Here is a 15,532-nt window from a genome sequence, read left to right as displayed (position 1 = left end):
GTCAGGTCCGCATCGTCGCCCTCGTCCTGGTCGCCGTGCTGGTGCTCGCCACGGCGGCCACCTTGATCGACGGGGTGCTGACCTGACCCTGGGCGTGACCCGCTGGCCTACCATTGAGGGACACAGGGAGGAGCACGATGGCTGAACGCACCGAGGCGCCACCGGTCGAGTCCAAGAACGTCGACTCGGCCCCCGCTTCCGCGCGCGTTCGCAACCGGCTGGCCCGCATCGGTGGCAAGTCCGGTTCCTCGGATGCCGTGCTCGACCCCCTCATCAAGGTCTACCGCACGACCCACCCCAAGGGTGACGTGTCCGCGATCCAGAAGGCGTACGAGATCGCCGAGCGGATGCACGACGGGCAGACCCGCAAGAGCGGCGACCCCTACATCACCCACCCGCTCGCGGTCGCCACGATCCTGGCCGAGCTCGGCATGACCGCTCCGACGCTGTGCGCCGCGCTGCTGCACGACACGGTCGAGGACACCGAGTACACGCTCGAGGCGCTGAGCGCCGACTTCGGCGACGAGGTCAGGCAGCTCGTGGACGGCGTGACCAAGCTCGACAAGGTCAAGTACGGCGACTCCGCCCAGTCCGAGACCATCCGCAAGATGGTCGTCGCGATGAGCCGGGACATCCGCGTGCTGGTCATCAAGCTCGCCGACCGCCTGCACAACATGCGGACCCTGCGCTACCTGCGGCAGGACAAGCAGGAGCGCATCGCCCGCGAGACCATCGAGATCTTCGCGCCGCTCGCGCACCGGCTGGGCATGAACACGATCAAGTGGGAGCTCGAGGACCTCGCGTTCGCGACCCTGCACCCCAAGGTCTACGACGAGATCGTGCGGCTCGTGGCCGACCGGGCCCCTTCCCGCGAGCAGTTCCTCGAGCGCGTCGTGAGCGACGTCGAGTCCGACCTGCGCCACGTCAAGCTCAAGGCCAAGGTGTCGAGCCGGCCCAAGCACTACTACTCGATCTACCAGAAGATGCTGGTCGGGGGCCGTGAGTTCTCCGACATCTTCGACCTCGTCGGCGTCCGCATCCTCGTCGACTCCGTCGCCGACTGCTACGGCGTCCTGGGCGTGCTGCACGCCCGGTGGAACCCGATCCCGGGTCGGTTCAAGGACTACATCTCGGTCCCGAAGTTCAACATGTACCAGTCGCTGCACACGACCGTGATCGGCCCGCAGGGCAAGCCGGTCGAGCTCCAGATCCGAACGTACGCGATGCACCGCCGTGCTGAGTACGGTGTCGCCGCGCACTGGAAGTACAAGGAGGACGCCACCGCCGGCAAGTCCGGCAAGGGTCCCGACAAGGACGACATGCTGTGGCTGCGCGAGCTGCTCGACTGGCAGTCCGAGACCTCGGACTCCGTCGACTTCCTCGACTCCCTGCGGTTCGAGATCAACAACGCGGGTGTCTACGCCTACACGCCGCGCGGCGACCTCATCCAGCTGCCGGCCAAGGCCACGCCGGTCGACTTCGCGTACGCCGTCCACACCGAGGTCGGGCACGCCTGCATCGGCGCGCGGGTCAACGGTCGGCTGGTGTCGTTGGAGTCCGAGCTCGAGAGCGGCGACGTCGTCGAGATCTTCACCTCGAAGTCGCCCGATGCCGGGCCCAGCCGGGACTGGCTCGAGTTCGTCGCCAGTCCGAGGGCGCGCAACAAGATCCGCCAGTGGTTCACCAAGGAGCGTCGTGACGAGGCGATCGAGCGCGGCAAGGACCTGATCGCCAAGCAGATGCGCAAGGAGGGCCTGCCGCTGCACCGGCTGTTCCGGCACGAGACCCTCGACACCGTCGCCAAGGAGCTCCATCTGGCCGACGTGTCGACGCTCTACGCCTCGGTCGGCGAGGGCAACGTCGGCCCGCAGAACGTCGTCGAGCGGGTCATCGACCTCGCCGGTGGCCGCGAGGGCGCCGAGGAGGACCTTGCCGAGGCCACCACGCTGCCCGGCGTCGGCAGTCGCCAGCCCCGCACAGAGAACCGTGACGCCGGGGTCGTGGTCGAGGGACTCGACGGCGACATCATGATCAAGCTGGCGCGCTGCTGCACCCCGGTGCCGGGCGACACGATCGAGGGGTTCGTCACCCGGACGGCCGGCGTCTCGGTGCACCGCACCGACTGCGTCAACCTGCTGGCGCTGCGCAGCCAGTCCGAGCGGCTGGTCTCGGTGCACTGGGCGCCGACCGGCAAGAGCACGTTCCTCGTGGCGGTCCAGGTCGAGGGCCTCGACCGTCCGCGGCTGCTGAGCGACATCACGAGGGTCATCTCCGACCAGCACGTCAACATCTTGTCGGCGTCGCTGTCGACCGGCCGCGACCGCGTGGCCAAGTCGAAGTTCACGTTCGAGATGGCCGATCCCAAGCACCTGGGCCACGTGCTCTCCGCCGTGCGTACGGTCGAAGGCGTCTTCGACGTCTACCGCCTCACCCAGTAACGCCGACAGGCAGCAGCACGCCGAGGTTGGAGCCGGGGTGTGGTCAGGAGAAGTCGGCCTGGGCCTTCTTGGCCATGTCGAGGAACGCCTGCTTCGAGTCCAGGTCGGCCTGCAGGTCCTTGACCCGCTTCTTGTCGCCCTTGGCCTCGGCAGCGGCGATCTTCTCGCCGACCTCGTCGATCGCCCGCTGCAGCTTGCCGATCATGTCGTCGGCGCGTGCGGACTTCTCGGGGTCGGTCTTCTTCCACTTGCTCTCGGTCGCCTCGCGCACGGCCTGCTCGACCTTGCGGATCCGGCCCTCGAACTCGCTGATCCTGGCCCGGGGGACCTTGCCGGCCTCTTCCCAGCGGTCCGCGATGTCGAGCCACGCCTTGCGGGCGGCGTCGACGTCCTTGATCGGCAGGAGCTTCTCGGCCTCGGCGAGGATCTCGAGCTTCTTCTCGGCGTTGACCTCGTACTCGGCGTCGAGCTTGGCGTTCGCCTCGTCGCGGGCGGTGAAGAACGCATCCTGCGCAGCCCTGAACCGCTTCCAGAGCTTGTCCTCGACGTTGCGGGGTGCGGAGCCGGCCTTCTTCCACTCCGCCATCAGGTCGCGGTACTTGCCGGCGGTCTGGCCCCAGTCGGTCGAGGTCGACAAGGCCTCGGCCTCGACGATGAGCTTCTCCTTGACCGTCTTGGCGTGCTCGCGGAGCGTGGACTGCTCGCCGAAGTGGGTCTTGCGACGGCGCGTGTACGCCGTGCGGGCCGTGCTGAAGCGGTGCCAGAGCTCGTCGTCGGCGGACTTGCTGAGCCGGGGGAGTGCCTTCCACTCGTCGAGCAGCGCGCGGAGGCGGTCGGCGCCGGCCTTCCAGTCGTTGCCGGCGGCGATCTTCTCGGCCTCTTCGGCGATGCGGGTCTTCTCGGTCTGCGCCTCGGCGACCTTCGCCGCACGCTCGACCTTGCGCTGCTCACGCTGCTTGTCGATCGCGGGCTGGAGGGCGTCGAGACGCTTCAGGAGCGAGTCGAGGTCGCCCAGGGCCTGCGCGTCGACGATCTGCGCGCGCACCTTGGTGACGGCCTTCGCGGCGTCGTCGGGGGAGAGTGCACCACCCTCGAGCCGCTTCTCGAGCAGGTCGACCTCGACCTCGAGACCCTCGTAGCGTCGCACGTACAACGACATCGCCTCGGCGGGGTCACCACCGGGCCACTGGCCGATCAGTCGTTCACCGTCAGTGGTCTTGACGTAGACGTTGCCTTCGTCGTCGACACGACCCCAAGGGTTCGTGGGCGCAGAACTCATGGGCGACAGTCTAGGGTGCCTGCCGGGCGCGGGGACGCCAGTGCGCCTCGCGTACCCTGTCGCACGTGCTTCTCACGTCATTTCCCGCCGGTCCGCTGCAGGCGAACTGCTATCTCGTCTCCCGTGGCCCCGGCACCGGCTGCGCGATCGTCGACCCCGGCATGGATGCGATGGACGGCGTCCACGCGGTCGTCGCCGAGCACAACCTCACCCCGTCGGCGGTGCTCGTCACCCATGGTCACTTCGACCACATGTGGTGCGCGCAGGACGTCGCAGCGGAGTACGCCTGCCCGGTCTGGATCCACCCCGCCGACCGGCACCTGCTCTCGGACCCGATGGCGGCGATCTCCAACGAGTCCGCCGCGATGCTGCGGGCCCAGCTCGGCATGACCGACATCCCGGACTTCACCGAGCCTGCGGACGTACGTGACGCGGTCGACGGAGCCCGCATCGAGGTGGACGGGCTCACGTTCCTCGTCGACCACGTGCCCGGGCACACCCCGGGCACGGTGTTCTACCGCGTCGACTACGACGGGCCCGAGGACGTCTCGCAGATCATGTTCTCCGGCGACTTCCTGTTCGCCGGGTCGATCGGCCGCACGGACCTCAACGGCGGTTCGCACCCGCAGATGCAGGACAGCCTGCGCGACCGCGTCCTGCCGCTCGACGACGACGTCGTCGTGCTGCCGGGCCACGGCGGCCAGACGTCGATCGGCCGCGAGCGGGCGACCAACCCGTTCCTCGCGGAGGTCATGTGATGGCCAAGGCGCTGTCCGGCTTCCCCGAGTTCCTTCCGCGTGAGCGGGCCGTCGAGCAGCAGGTGCTCGACCACCTCCGTCAGACGTTCGAGCTGCACGGGTTCGCCAACGTCGAGACCCGTGCGGTGGAGCCGCTCGACGTGCTGCTGCGCAAGGGCGAGATCGACAAGGAGGTCTACGCCGTCAAGCGCCTCGCTGCAGCGGACTCCGAGCCTGCCGAGCTGGCGCTGCACTACGACCTGACCGTGCCGTTCGCGAGGTACGTCCTCGAGAACGCCGGCAAGCTGGAGTTCCCGTTCCGGCGGTGGCAGATCCAGAAGGTGTGGCGTGGCGAGCGCCCGCAGCAGGGCAGGTTCCGCGAGTTCACCCAGGCCGACATCGACATCGTCGCCCGCGACGTGCTGCCGTTCCACTTCGACGTCGAGGTCGCTCGCGTCATGGCGGAGGCCCTGGCCGGCCTGCCGATACCCACGGCGACGCTCCAGATCAGCAACCGCAAGATCCTCGAGGGCTTCTACCTCGGCCTCGGCGTCACCGACCCCGTCGCCGTGATGCAGGTCGTCGACAAGCTCGACAAGGTGCCGGCCGACAAGATCCGCGACCTGCTGCTCGAGCAGGGGCTCGACGGGATGCAGGCCGACCAGGTGCTGGCGCTCGCGCAGGTCGTCACGACGGACACGTCGTTCGTCGAGCGCGTCGAGTCGCTCGGCGTGACCCACCCGGTGCTCGCCGAGGGCCTGGCAGAGCTCGCCCAGGTCATCGAGGGCGCCGCCGGCGTCGACGGGGTCGTCGTCACGGCCGACCTGCGCATCGCGCGAGGGCTCGACTACTACACCGGCACGGTGTTCGAGACGCGCCTGGCGGGTTGGGAGCACCTCGGGTCGATCTGCTCCGGCGGACGCTACGACCAGCTCGCGCAGGACAAGCGGTCGACGTACCCGGGGGTCGGCATCTCCTTGGGGGTCTCGCGGCTGCTCGTGCCGCTCGGCCTCACCGCCTCGCGCTCCGTCCCGTCGGTGGTCCTGGTCGCGGTCGACTCCGAGGACTCCCGTCACGCCAGCAACGAGGTCGCCCGGCAGCTGCGAGCCCGCGGCATCGCCACGGAGGTCGCTCCCAAGGCCGACAAGTTCGGCAAGCAGATCCAGCACGCCGAGCGACGCGGCATCCCGTACGTCTGGTTCACCCCGTCGTCCATCCGGGACATACGCTCGGGGGAGCAGGTCGACGCCGACCCCGGCACCTGGTCCCCGCCCATAGAAGACCTCAAGCCGCACATCCTCGAAACACCGAGCAAGGAGCAGAACACGTGATCCGCACCCACGACGCCGGAAGCCTGCGCGCCGAACACATCGGCCAGCAGGTCACCCTCGCCGGATGGGTGGCCCGTCGTCGAGATCACGGCGGCGTCGCGTTCATCGACCTCCGGGAGGCCTCGGGCGTCGTTCAGGTCGTCGTCCGCGAGGAGGTCGCGCACCAGCTGCGTGCGGAGTACTGCCTCAAGGTCGTCGGCACGGTGCAGCAGCGCCCCGAGGGCAACGAGAACGCCGGCATCCCGACGGGTGACATCGAGGTCATCGCCGAGGACGTCGAGATCCTCAGCTCGGCGGCGCCGTTGCCGTTCCCGATCGACGACCACGTCGACGTCGGCGAGGAGGCCCGTCTCAAGTACCGCTACCTCGACCTCCGCCGCTCCGGCCCGGCCGCGGCGATCCGGCTGCGCAGCAAGGTCAACGCCGCCGCCCGCGAGGTGCTGGCCGCCAAGGACTTCGTCGAGATCGAGACGCCGACACTGACTCGCTCGACGCCCGAGGGCGCGCGCGACTTCTTGGTGCCCGCACGCCTCAAGCCCGGCAGCTGGTACGCCCTCCCGCAGAGCCCGCAGCTGTTCAAGCAGCTGCTGATGGTCGGTGGCATGGAGCGCTACTACCAGATCGCCCGTTGCTACCGCGACGAGGACTTCCGCGCCGACCGCCAGCCGGAGTTCACGCAGCTCGACATCGAGATGAGCTTCGTCGAGCAGGCCGACGTGCTGGAGCTCATGGAGCAGATCCTCGTCAAGATGTGGTCGCTCATCGGCTACGAGATCCCGACGCCGATCCCGCACATGACGTACGCCGAGGCGATGCGCAGGTTCGGCTCAGACAAGCCCGACCTGCGGATGGGCCAGGAGCTCGTGGAGTGCACCGAGTTCTTCAAGGACACCCCGTTCCGGGTGTTCCAGGCCGAGTACGTCGGTGCGGTCGTGATGCCCGGCGGCGCCTCGCAGCCGCGACGCCAGTTCGACGCGTGGCAGGAGTGGGCCAAGCAGCGCGGCGCGCGTGGCCTGGCGTACGTCACGATCTCCGACGAGGGCGAGCTCGGCGGACCCGTGGCCAAGAACCTCAGCGACGCCGAGCGGGCCGGCCTCGCCGACCACGTGGGCGCCAAGCCCGGCGACTGCGTCTTCTTCGGTGCCGGGGCGACCAAGTCGACCCGCGGCCTGCTGGGTGCCGCACGTCTCGAGATCGGCGAGCGCTGCGGGCTCATCGATGAGTCCGCCTGGGAGTTCGTCTGGGTCGTCGACGCCCCGCTGTTCGAGCCCTCGAGCGACGCTGTCGCGTCCGGCGACGTCGCCGTCGGAGCGGGCGCCTGGACCGCCGTGCACCATGCCTTCACCTCGCCGCAGGATCTCGACACGTTCGACACCGACCCCGGCAACGCGATCGCGTGGGCGTACGACATCGTCTGCAACGGCAACGAGCTCGGCGGTGGATCCATCCGAATCCATCGCGAGGACATCCAGAAGCGCGTCTTCGCGATGATGGGCATCGGCGAGGAGGAGGCGCAGGAGAAGTTCGGCTTCCTGCTCGACGCGTTCAGCTTCGGCGCCCCGCCCCACGGCGGCATCGCCGTCGGCATGGACCGCATCTGTGCCCTGCTCGCCGGGGCGGACTCGATCCGCGAGGTCATCGCGTTCCCGAAGTCCGGCGGCGGCTTCGACCCGCTGACCGCGGCGCCGGCGCCGATCACGCCCGAGCAACGCAAGGACGCCGGCGTCGACTGGAAGCCCGAGCCAAAGAAGGCCGAGACCTCCCCCTGACCGGCTGCGGCGTGGTAAACCGTCGCGGGGGAGAACTAGGCTCGCAGCATGACTGACGACGGGTTGTTCGACCTTCCTGAGGCGCCCCCGTCCACCGGCACGGGCGGCGGATCGCTGTCGGGCAACACGCATGCGTCGGCGCCGTTGGCCGTACGCATGCGGCCTCGGTCGCTCGACGAGCTGGTCGGCCAGCAGCACCTGCTCGCACCGGGCTCGCCTCTGCGGCAGATGATCGAGGGCAACCAGCCCCTGACGATCCTGCTCTGGGGGCCGCCCGGGACCGGCAAGACCACGATCGCGAGCCTGCTCAGCGCCCATACCCAGCGCCGCTTCGTCGAGGTCTCAGCGGTCTCGGCCGGCGTCAAGGAGGTCCGCGAGACGATCGCCGGCGCCCGTCGTGCTTTGGCCCAGAGCGGCGTCGAGACGGTGTTGTTCGTCGACGAGGTCCATCGCTTCAGCAAGTCCCAGCAGGACGCACTCCTGCCCGGTGTCGAGAACCGCTGGGTGTCGCTCGTCGCCGCCACGACCGAGAACCCGCACTTCAGCGTCATCTCCCCGCTGCTCAGCAGGTCGCTCCTGCTGACGCTGGAGTCGCTGACCGACGACGACATCGGAGTGCTGGTCGACCGGGCGCTGACCGACGAGCGTGGCCTCGCGGGCAAGGTCACCTTGACCGACGAGGCCAGGAGCCACCTCGTACGCCTCGCCGGCGGCGACGGCCGCCGCGTGCTGACCTATCTCGAGGCCGCCGCCGGTGCCGCGACGAGCCAGGGCAAGGACGAGATCGACGTCGAGGACGCCGCGCTCGCGGTCGACAAGGCGGCGGTGCGCTACGACCGCCAGGGCGACCAGCACTACGACGTCATCAGCGCGTTCATCAAGTCGATCCGGGGATCCGACGTCGACGCGGCCCTGCACTACCTCGCCCGCATGATCGAGGCAGGCGAGGACCCGCGCTTCATCGCCCGGCGCTTGATGATCCACGCGAGCGAGGACATCGGCATGGCCGACCCGACCGCGCTGCCGCTGGCGACCGCCACGGCGCAGGCCGTCGCGATGATCGGCTTCCCGGAGGCCCGCATCCCGCTGGCCCAGGCCGTGATCCACCTGGCGTCGGCGCCCAAGTCCAACGCCGTCGTCGAGGCGATCAACCGCGCCCAGGCCGACGTGCACGCCGGCAAGGTGGGCGCCGTCCCGCCGGCCCTCCGCGACGCGCACTACTCCGGGGCCAAGAAGCTCGGTCACGGCCACGACTACCGCTATCCGCACAACGACGTGCGGGGTGTCGTCGGGCAGCAGTACGCGCCGGACGACGTCGACGGAGCGACCTACTACGAGCCCAGCGAGCACGGGTTCGAGGCGCGGCTCGGTGAGCGTCTCGCCGTGATCCGGGCCATCCTGCGCGACCGCTGACGAGATAGGCTCGTGGGCATGTCGGCGGAGCTCTGGATCCTCGTCGCGACCGCGGTTCTGGCGGTCGTGGCGATCGGTGCTGCGCTCGTCGCCGTCCGCGCCGCCCGGCGCAGCACGCCGGCCTCGCCGGCGTCAGCAGCGCCGCAGCGGTCCTCCGCTCCGCATCGGGCCGAGGTCGTCCGCTTCGAGGGCCGGCCCGACGACCTCGTCGACGTCAGCCCCGACGTGTCGGCCGAGCTCGCTCCGCGGGTTGTCGAGGGGCACCTGGTGGTGCCGCCGACCCAGCAGCAGGTGGTCAACGCCGCCCTCGGGCGCCCCGGCGTCCGTCTGTCGATCCTGGCCCACGGAGTGGCCCACGCGCTTCGGCCCGAGAGCCGCGACCGCATCGCCGCGCTGATGCGCCGTGAGTACCGTCGCCGGCGTCGCGAGCGGCTTCAAGCCGGGCGCCGTGCCATCCGGGCAGGCCGCCCCACTCCGCCCTCCGAGGAATGGCTGGGCCGGCCATGAGATCGCGGGTGATCTGGTTCGCGGCCGGTTCGGCGGCCGGGCTCTACGCCTCCGTCAAGGCGCGCCGAGCCGCCTACCGGCTCTCCACGCCAGGTCTCGTCGACCAGGCCGCAGCCCTCGGGCTCGGCTGGCGAGCGTTCAGCTCGGAGCTGCGAGACGGCATGGAGACTCGTCAGCGCGACATCGCGCGCGAGCTGTCCGGCACCCCCCACGACCACACCGACCTGCTCCGCCTCGAGGCCGAGCACACCCAGAGAGACCAGACCTGATGCTGACCGCGGAGATCCGCCGCCGATTCCTCGCCCACTTCGAGAACGCCGGCCACACCGTCGTGCCCTCGGCGCCCCTGCTGTTCGACGATCCCAACCTGCTGTTCGTCAACGCCGGCATGGTGCCGTTCAAGCCCTACTTCCTGGGCCAGGAGACCCCGCCGTGGGACACCGCCACGAGCGTCCAGAAGTGCGTACGCACCCAAGACATCGAGGAAGTAGGCAAGACCACCCGTCACGGGACCTTCTTCCAGATGAACGGCAACTTCTCGTTCGGCGACTACTTCAAGGCCGGCGCGATCACGCACGCGTGGAGCCTCATCACCGGCTCGGTCGAGGACGGCGGCCTGGGCTTCGACCCCGACACGATCTGGGTCACCGTGCTGCACTCCGACGACGAGGCGCGCGGCCTCTGGAAGGAGATCGCCGGCCTGCCCGACGAGCGCATCCAGAGCCGTGGGCTGCTCGACAACTACTGGCACATGGGCGTCGCCGGGCCCGGTGGCCCGGCCAGCGAGATCTACGTCGACCGCGGTCCCGAGTTCGGCCCCGACGGCGGCCCGGTCGTCGACGAGGACCGGTTCCTCGAGATCTGGAACCTCGTGTTCATGCAGGAGGAGATCACCAACGTCCGGGCCAAGGACCAGTTCGACGTCCTCGGTGACCTGCCCAACAAGAACATCGACACCGGCATGGGTCTCGAGCGAGTCGCCTACCTGCTGCAGGGCAAGGGCAATCTCTACGAGATCGACGAGGTCTACCCGGTCATCGAGAAGGCCTCGGAGATCTCTGGCCGCACCTACGGCAAGGACCACACCGACGACGTACGTTTCCGTGTCGTCGCCGACCACGTCCGCAGCGGCCTGATGCTGATGGGCGACGGTGTCACCCCGGGCAACGAGGCGCGGGGCTACGTCCTGCGTCGTCTGCTCCGGCGGGCGGTGCGATCCATGCGGCTGCTCGGCTTCGACGACCCGGCGCTGCCGGAGCTGCTGCCCGTGAGCCTGGACCGCATGAAGGCGTCCTACCCCGAGCTCGAGGCCGACTTCCCGCGCATCTCCCAGATCGCGTACGCCGAGGAGGACGCGTTCCGCCAGACGCTCGGCAAGGGCACGCAGATCTTCGAGAGCGCCGCGATCGCGGTCAAGGACAAGGGCGGCTCCACGCTGCCGGGCGAGCAGGCGTTCGCGCTCCACGACACCTACGGCTTCCCGATCGACCTGACGCTCGAGATGGCGTCCGAGCAGGGGCTCGCCGTCGACGAGGAGGGTTTCCGTTCCCTCATGGCCGAGCAGCGGTCGCGCGCCAAGGCCGACGCGAAGTCCAAGAAGGGCGCGCACGCCGACACCACGGTCTACCGCGCCGCCTTGGATGCGAACGGCCCGACCGACTGGCTGGCCTACACGGACCTGACGACGGAGTCGCGGGTCATCGCGTTGATCGCCGGAGGCGACAGCGTCCCGGCGATCACCGCCGGATCGATCGGCGAGGTCGTCCTCGACCGCACGCCGTTCTACGCCGAGTCCGGCGGCCAGAATGCCGACGCGGGCGTGCTGACCTGGGACGGCGGCCGTGCCGAGGTGCTCGATGTCCAGCGCCCCGTCCGCGGCCTGGTGGTGCACCAGGTGCGGGTGCTCGACGGCGAGCTGATCCTCGACCGTCAGCTCGAGGCGGCTGTCGACCCCGAGTGGCGCCTCGGCGCGCGCCAGGCGCACTCCGGCACGCACGTCGTGCACGCCGCCCTGCGCGAGGTGCTCGGCCCCACCGCGCTGCAGTCCGGCTCCTACAACCGTCCCGGCTACCTGCGGCTCGACTTCGGCTGGAACGGTGCGCTGTCGCCCGACCAGCTGCACCAGGTCGAGGAGGCGTCCAACCGGGCCCTGCGGGCCGACCTGCCGGTCCGCGCCCAGATCATGACGCTGCCCGAGGCACGCGACTTCGGCGCGCTGGCGCTGTTCGGCGAGACGTACGGCGAGGACGTGCGCGTCGTCGAGATCGGCGGCCCCTGGTCGCGCGAGCTCTGCGGTGGCACCCACGTGGAGCGGTCCTCGCAGATCGGCACCCTCGTCATCACCTCGGACGGGTCGGTCGGAGCGGGCAACCGGCGCATCGAGGCACTGACCGGCATCGAGGGCTTCGAGTACCTCGCGCGCGAGCGCGACGTGGTGCGTCAGCTCACCGACATCCTCAAGACCCAGCCCGGTGAGGTCCCCGGACGCGTCAAGGACCTGCTCGAACGGCTCAAGAACGCCGAGAAGGCCGCCGAGCGCCTGAAGGCGGCCCAGCTCCTGGGTGCGGCCGGCGACATCGCGGCGGCGGCCAAGGACATCGACGGTGTCGCGTACGTCGGCCACCACGCTGCCGGCGCCGGCGGGGGAGACGTACGCACGCTGGCGCTCGACATCCGCGGACGCCTGCGCGACCGGCCCGCTGTCGTCGTCGTGATCGGCGATGCGGGTGACAAGCCGGCTGTGGTCGTCGCGCTCAACGACGCCGCCCAGGACCGGGGTCTGTCGGCCAACCAGCTGATCGGGGTCGTCGGTGAGCAGATCGGCGGCCGCGGCGGCGGCAAGGCCGACGTCGCGCAGGGCGGCGGCACGGACGTGTCGGCGATCCCGGCGGCGCTCGCTGCGGTCGAGGCGGCACTGTCAGCGTGACGATGCGTCGCGGCCGCAGGATCGGCGTGGACGTCGGAGACGTCCGCATCGGGGTCGCCATGAGCGATCCCGACGGCATCCTCGCGACACCCGTCGAGACGGTCGCGGCGGGCCCTGGTGCGATCGCCAGACTCGCCGAGCTCGTCGTCGAGCACGCCGCGATCGAGTGCGTCGTCGGCCTGCCGGTCGGCCTGTCGGGCCGTGAAGGGCCGGCGGCCGTCAAGGTGCGCGCGTTCTGCGCCGAGCTGCAGCCCGCGATCGATCCGGTGCCGATCAGGCTGTTCGACGAGCGCATGTCGACCATGACCGCTGCGGGTCAGCTGCGACACAGCGGCCGGTCAGGGGCCTCCCGAAGGACCGTGATCGACCAAGCTGCCGCTACCGTGATCCTGCAGACGGCTTTGGACACCGAACGGACCCGCGGGTCCGCACCCGGCGAGACCTTGTGAGGGATTGATGAGCGACAGCGGACTGGACCTGATGACAGGTGGCTCCTCAGGCCCCGGGCGCAGGCGCGCCGACTCGCCTTCCGGCGGCTCCGGGGGCCGCCGCATCGTGACGCTGCTCGTCATCGTGGCGCTGGTCGCCGGCGGCTGGTTCGTGTGGGGCAAGGTGTCGAGCTTCATCGGCGGCCCCGAGGACTACTCCGGCAGCGGCACGGGCAGTGTCGTGGTCGAGATCCCGCCGAACTCCAACGGTCAGCAGATGGCCAAGATCCTGGCCGACAAGGACGTCGTCAAGAGCGCCGACGCGTTCTACCAGCTCGCGCTCAAGGACACCCGCTTCCAGGCGATCCAGGCCGGCTTCTACAAGGTCAAGAAGCAGATGTCGGCCGAGGCGGCCATGAAGGCGCTGTCCGACAAGGGCAACATCGTGGGGGCGCCGGGCGAGACGCGGGTGACCATCCCCGAGGGTTCGCGCGTCAAGAACATCACCAAGATCATCGCCGCCAAGACCAAGATCTCGGCCGCCGACGTCAAGGAGGCGCTCAAGGACCCCGAGGGGATCGGCCTGCCGGACGTGGCCAAGGGCAACCCCGAGGGCTATCTCTACCCGGCGACCTACTCGGTCGGCGCCAAGACGACCGCCAAGCAGCTGCTCAAGGAGATGGTGAGCAAGACGCTCTCGGTCGCCAAGGATCTCGACATCGGCACGCGGGCGCGGGCCCTCGGGCTCGACGGCGAAGAGGTCCTCACCGTCGCCAGCATCCTGGAGTTCGAGGCCAAGAAGGACGCGGACTACCCCAAGGTCGCCCGGGTCCTCTACAACCGGCTCCGCGACGGCATGCTGCTGCAGCTCGACTCGACGGTCTCGTACGCCAGCGGGCGCGAGGGTGACGTCTTCACGACCGAGGACGAGCGCAACTCCGACTCGCCCTACAACACCTACAAGGCCGCCGGCCTGCCTCCGGGCCCGATCGGCTCGCCGGGAGCCAAGACCATCGAGGCGGCGCTCAACCCCGCCGACGGTGACTGGCTCTACTTCGTCGCGGTCAACCTCGAGACCGGCGAGACGGTGTTCTCCGACACCAAGAACGAGCACGACCGCGCCGTCGTCCAGCTCCAGGAGTACTGCCGGTCGGCCGACGACAAGATCTGCTGATGCGCTGCGCCGTCCTGGGCTCGCCGATCGCGCACTCGCTGTCCCCGGCGATGCACCGTGCGGCGTACGCCGAGCTCGGCCTCGACTGGTCCTACGAGGCCGTCGAGCTGGACGAGGACGGTCTCGAGCCGTTCCTGTCGGCGCTCGGGGACGACGTGCGCGGGTTCTCGGTCACCGCACCGCTCAAGCGCCGCACGGCGGCCCTCGTCGGCGAAGCGAGCGAGGTCGTCGGCAGGCTCGGCGTGGCCAACACGGTCCTGGTCGAGGACTCGGGCCTGCGGTCGGACAACACCGACGTGCCGGGAGCCGTGGCGGCGTTGATCGAGCGCGGAGTCGAGCGGGTCACGTCGGCCCGCATCCTCGGTGGCGGCGCGACCGCTGCCTCGATGGCGTACGCCGTGTCGACCATGGGTGCCGAGCGGGTCGAGCTCGTGGTGCGGGAGCCGTCGCGAGCCGTCGAGGCGGCTCAGGTGGCCAGGGGCGCCGGGCTCGAGGTGACGGTCCACACGATCGACGAGCCCTTGATCGACAAGCTCGACCTGCTGATCTCCACGGTGCCCGGTGAGGCCGTCGGGTCACGATCCCACGAGCTCGTCGACTCGTCGCGTGCCGTCTTCGACGTGGTCTACGACCCGTGGCCGACGCAGCTCGCCGAGGCCGCCGAACAGGCCGACGTGCGCATCGTGTCGGGCCTGGACCTGCTGGCGCACCAGGCTGCGCTGCAGGTCGAGCTCATGACGGGCAGCCGGGTTTCTCCACAGCTGTTGCGTCGAGCGGCGCTGGCTGAGCTCGCGACCCGCTAGGTTCGCTGGCGTGACGATCGCCATCGCCGCTCTCGCAGCGGCCATCCTCGGTGCCGCGGGACCCTTCGTGATGCGCCGCATCCCGGAGCCCGCGGAGCCGGATGCCGACAAGATCACCTACGCGAACCTCTCGAGGGCGCGAGGCCTGACGGCCGGGCTCGCCCTCGGAGCTGCCGTGATGGCCGGTGTCGTGGCCTGGCGGATCGACGACGTCGAGCTGCTGCCGGTCTGGGTCCTCGTCGCAGGCGTCGGCTCGTGGCTCGCCTACATCGACTGGCGCACCCGGCTGCTGCCCTACGCCGTGGTGGCGCCGACCTACCTGGTGACGTGGCTCCTGATCGGGCTCGGGACGATCCTGCTGCGCGACGTCGACGTCCTCGTCGACGCGCTGGTGGCCAACATCGTCGTCTACGTCCTGTTCCGGATCCTGCACGGCGTGACCAGGGGCGGCTTCGGGTTCGGTGACGTGCGGCTGTCGGGCGTCCTCGCCGCGGCGTTGGGGGCCCTCGGCGTCAGCGAGGTCATGGTCGGGATCTACGCCGGGTTCATCCTCGGCGGCGTCCTGGGGCTCGTGCTGGTGCTGCTCAAGGTCGTGCCCAGGTCGTACGCCTTCGGGCCCTACATGGTCGTCGGCGCCGTGATCGGTGCGGCCTGGGGCCCGGCGATCTACAGCGTCTGACCTGCGTGGGCTTGACCTTGACCCTGTGGGCAAGGTCTAGCGTGATCG

At 69.8% G+C, this 15,532-nt stretch carries 13 protein-coding genes; 12 read left to right on the top strand and 1 reads right to left on the bottom strand.

Features of this window, described 5'->3' with window-relative positions; genetic code table 11:
* Window positions 1-137 precede the first annotated feature (137 nt).
* Complete coding sequence (locus tag AB0N22_RS05525) at window positions 138-2,438, top strand: bifunctional (p)ppGpp synthetase/guanosine-3',5'-bis(diphosphate) 3'-pyrophosphohydrolase (RefSeq protein WP_364636971.1); 2,301 nt, start codon at window positions 138-140, stop codon at window positions 2,436-2,438.
* Between the two features lie 43 nt (window positions 2,439-2,481).
* Here AB0N22_RS05525 and AB0N22_RS05520 read toward each other — a convergent pair whose 3' ends face one another.
* Window positions 2,482-3,717, bottom strand: a complete 1,236-nt coding sequence (locus AB0N22_RS05520; RefSeq protein WP_364636969.1) for a DUF349 domain-containing protein — start codon at window positions 3,715-3,717, stop codon at window positions 2,482-2,484.
* Window positions 3,718-3,782: 65 nt separating this feature from the next.
* Here AB0N22_RS05520 and AB0N22_RS05515 point away from each other — a divergent pair, with 65 nt between their 5' ends.
* Genes AB0N22_RS05515 through AB0N22_RS05465 form a run of 11 tightly spaced genes read left to right on the top strand, consistent with a single transcriptional unit; the run spans window position 3,783 to window position 15,484 of the window.
* Entirely contained in the window at window positions 3,783-4,475 is a 693-nt protein-coding gene (locus tag AB0N22_RS05515; protein ID WP_364636967.1) for an MBL fold metallo-hydrolase, read from the top strand.
* Entirely contained in the window at window positions 4,475-5,785 is a 1,311-nt protein-coding gene (hisS, locus tag AB0N22_RS05510) for a histidine--tRNA ligase (protein WP_364636965.1), read from the top strand. Before AB0N22_RS05515 ends, hisS begins: the two co-directional genes overlap by 1 nt.
* A complete protein-coding gene (gene aspS, locus AB0N22_RS05505; protein ID WP_364636963.1) occupies window positions 5,782-7,554 on the top strand; it encodes an aspartate--tRNA ligase in 1,773 nt (590 codons plus the stop codon). The genes hisS and aspS overlap by 4 nt, the downstream gene beginning before the upstream one ends.
* 48 nt (window positions 7,555-7,602) lie before the next feature.
* The gene (locus AB0N22_RS05500) at window positions 7,603-8,967 is read left to right on the top strand and encodes a replication-associated recombination protein A (RefSeq protein ID WP_364636961.1); all 1,365 of its coding nucleotides are present in this window, start codon (window positions 7,603-7,605) and stop codon (window positions 8,965-8,967) included.
* Window positions 8,968-8,985: 18 nt separating this feature from the next.
* On the top strand, window positions 8,986-9,474 hold the full coding sequence (locus AB0N22_RS05495; RefSeq protein ID WP_364636959.1) for a hypothetical protein: 489 nt from the start codon (window positions 8,986-8,988) through the stop codon (window positions 9,472-9,474).
* Entirely contained in the window at window positions 9,471-9,743 is a 273-nt protein-coding gene (locus tag AB0N22_RS05490) for a DUF6167 family protein (protein WP_364636957.1), read from the top strand. Before AB0N22_RS05495 ends, AB0N22_RS05490 begins: the two co-directional genes overlap by 4 nt.
* Window positions 9,743-12,400, top strand: a complete 2,658-nt coding sequence (gene alaS / locus AB0N22_RS05485) for an alanine--tRNA ligase (protein WP_364636955.1) — start codon at window positions 9,743-9,745, stop codon at window positions 12,398-12,400. Before AB0N22_RS05490 ends, alaS begins: the two co-directional genes overlap by 1 nt.
* A gap of 26 nt (window positions 12,401-12,426) precedes the next feature.
* On the top strand, window positions 12,427-12,849 hold the full coding sequence (gene ruvX / locus AB0N22_RS05480; protein ID WP_364636953.1) for a Holliday junction resolvase RuvX: 423 nt from the start codon (window positions 12,427-12,429) through the stop codon (window positions 12,847-12,849).
* 7 nt (window positions 12,850-12,856) lie between these two features.
* A complete protein-coding gene (gene mltG, locus AB0N22_RS05475; RefSeq protein WP_364636951.1) occupies window positions 12,857-14,002 on the top strand; it encodes an endolytic transglycosylase MltG in 1,146 nt (381 codons plus the stop codon).
* Complete coding sequence (locus AB0N22_RS05470) at window positions 14,002-14,805, top strand: shikimate dehydrogenase (protein WP_364636949.1); 804 nt, start codon at window positions 14,002-14,004, stop codon at window positions 14,803-14,805. Before mltG ends, AB0N22_RS05470 begins: the two co-directional genes overlap by 1 nt.
* Window positions 14,806-14,815: 10 nt before the next feature.
* On the top strand, window positions 14,816-15,484 hold the full coding sequence (locus tag AB0N22_RS05465; protein WP_364636947.1) for an A24 family peptidase: 669 nt from the start codon (window positions 14,816-14,818) through the stop codon (window positions 15,482-15,484).
* The last annotated feature ends 48 nt before the right edge of the window (window positions 15,485-15,532 follow it).

The organism is Aeromicrobium sp. NPDC092404 (genome assembly GCF_040684095.1).
Classification (GTDB): Bacteria; Actinomycetota; Actinomycetes; order Propionibacteriales; family Nocardioidaceae; genus Aeromicrobium.
The sequence above is the reverse complement of the archived record's forward strand: the minus strand, read 5'-3'. Positions and strand labels throughout refer to the sequence as shown.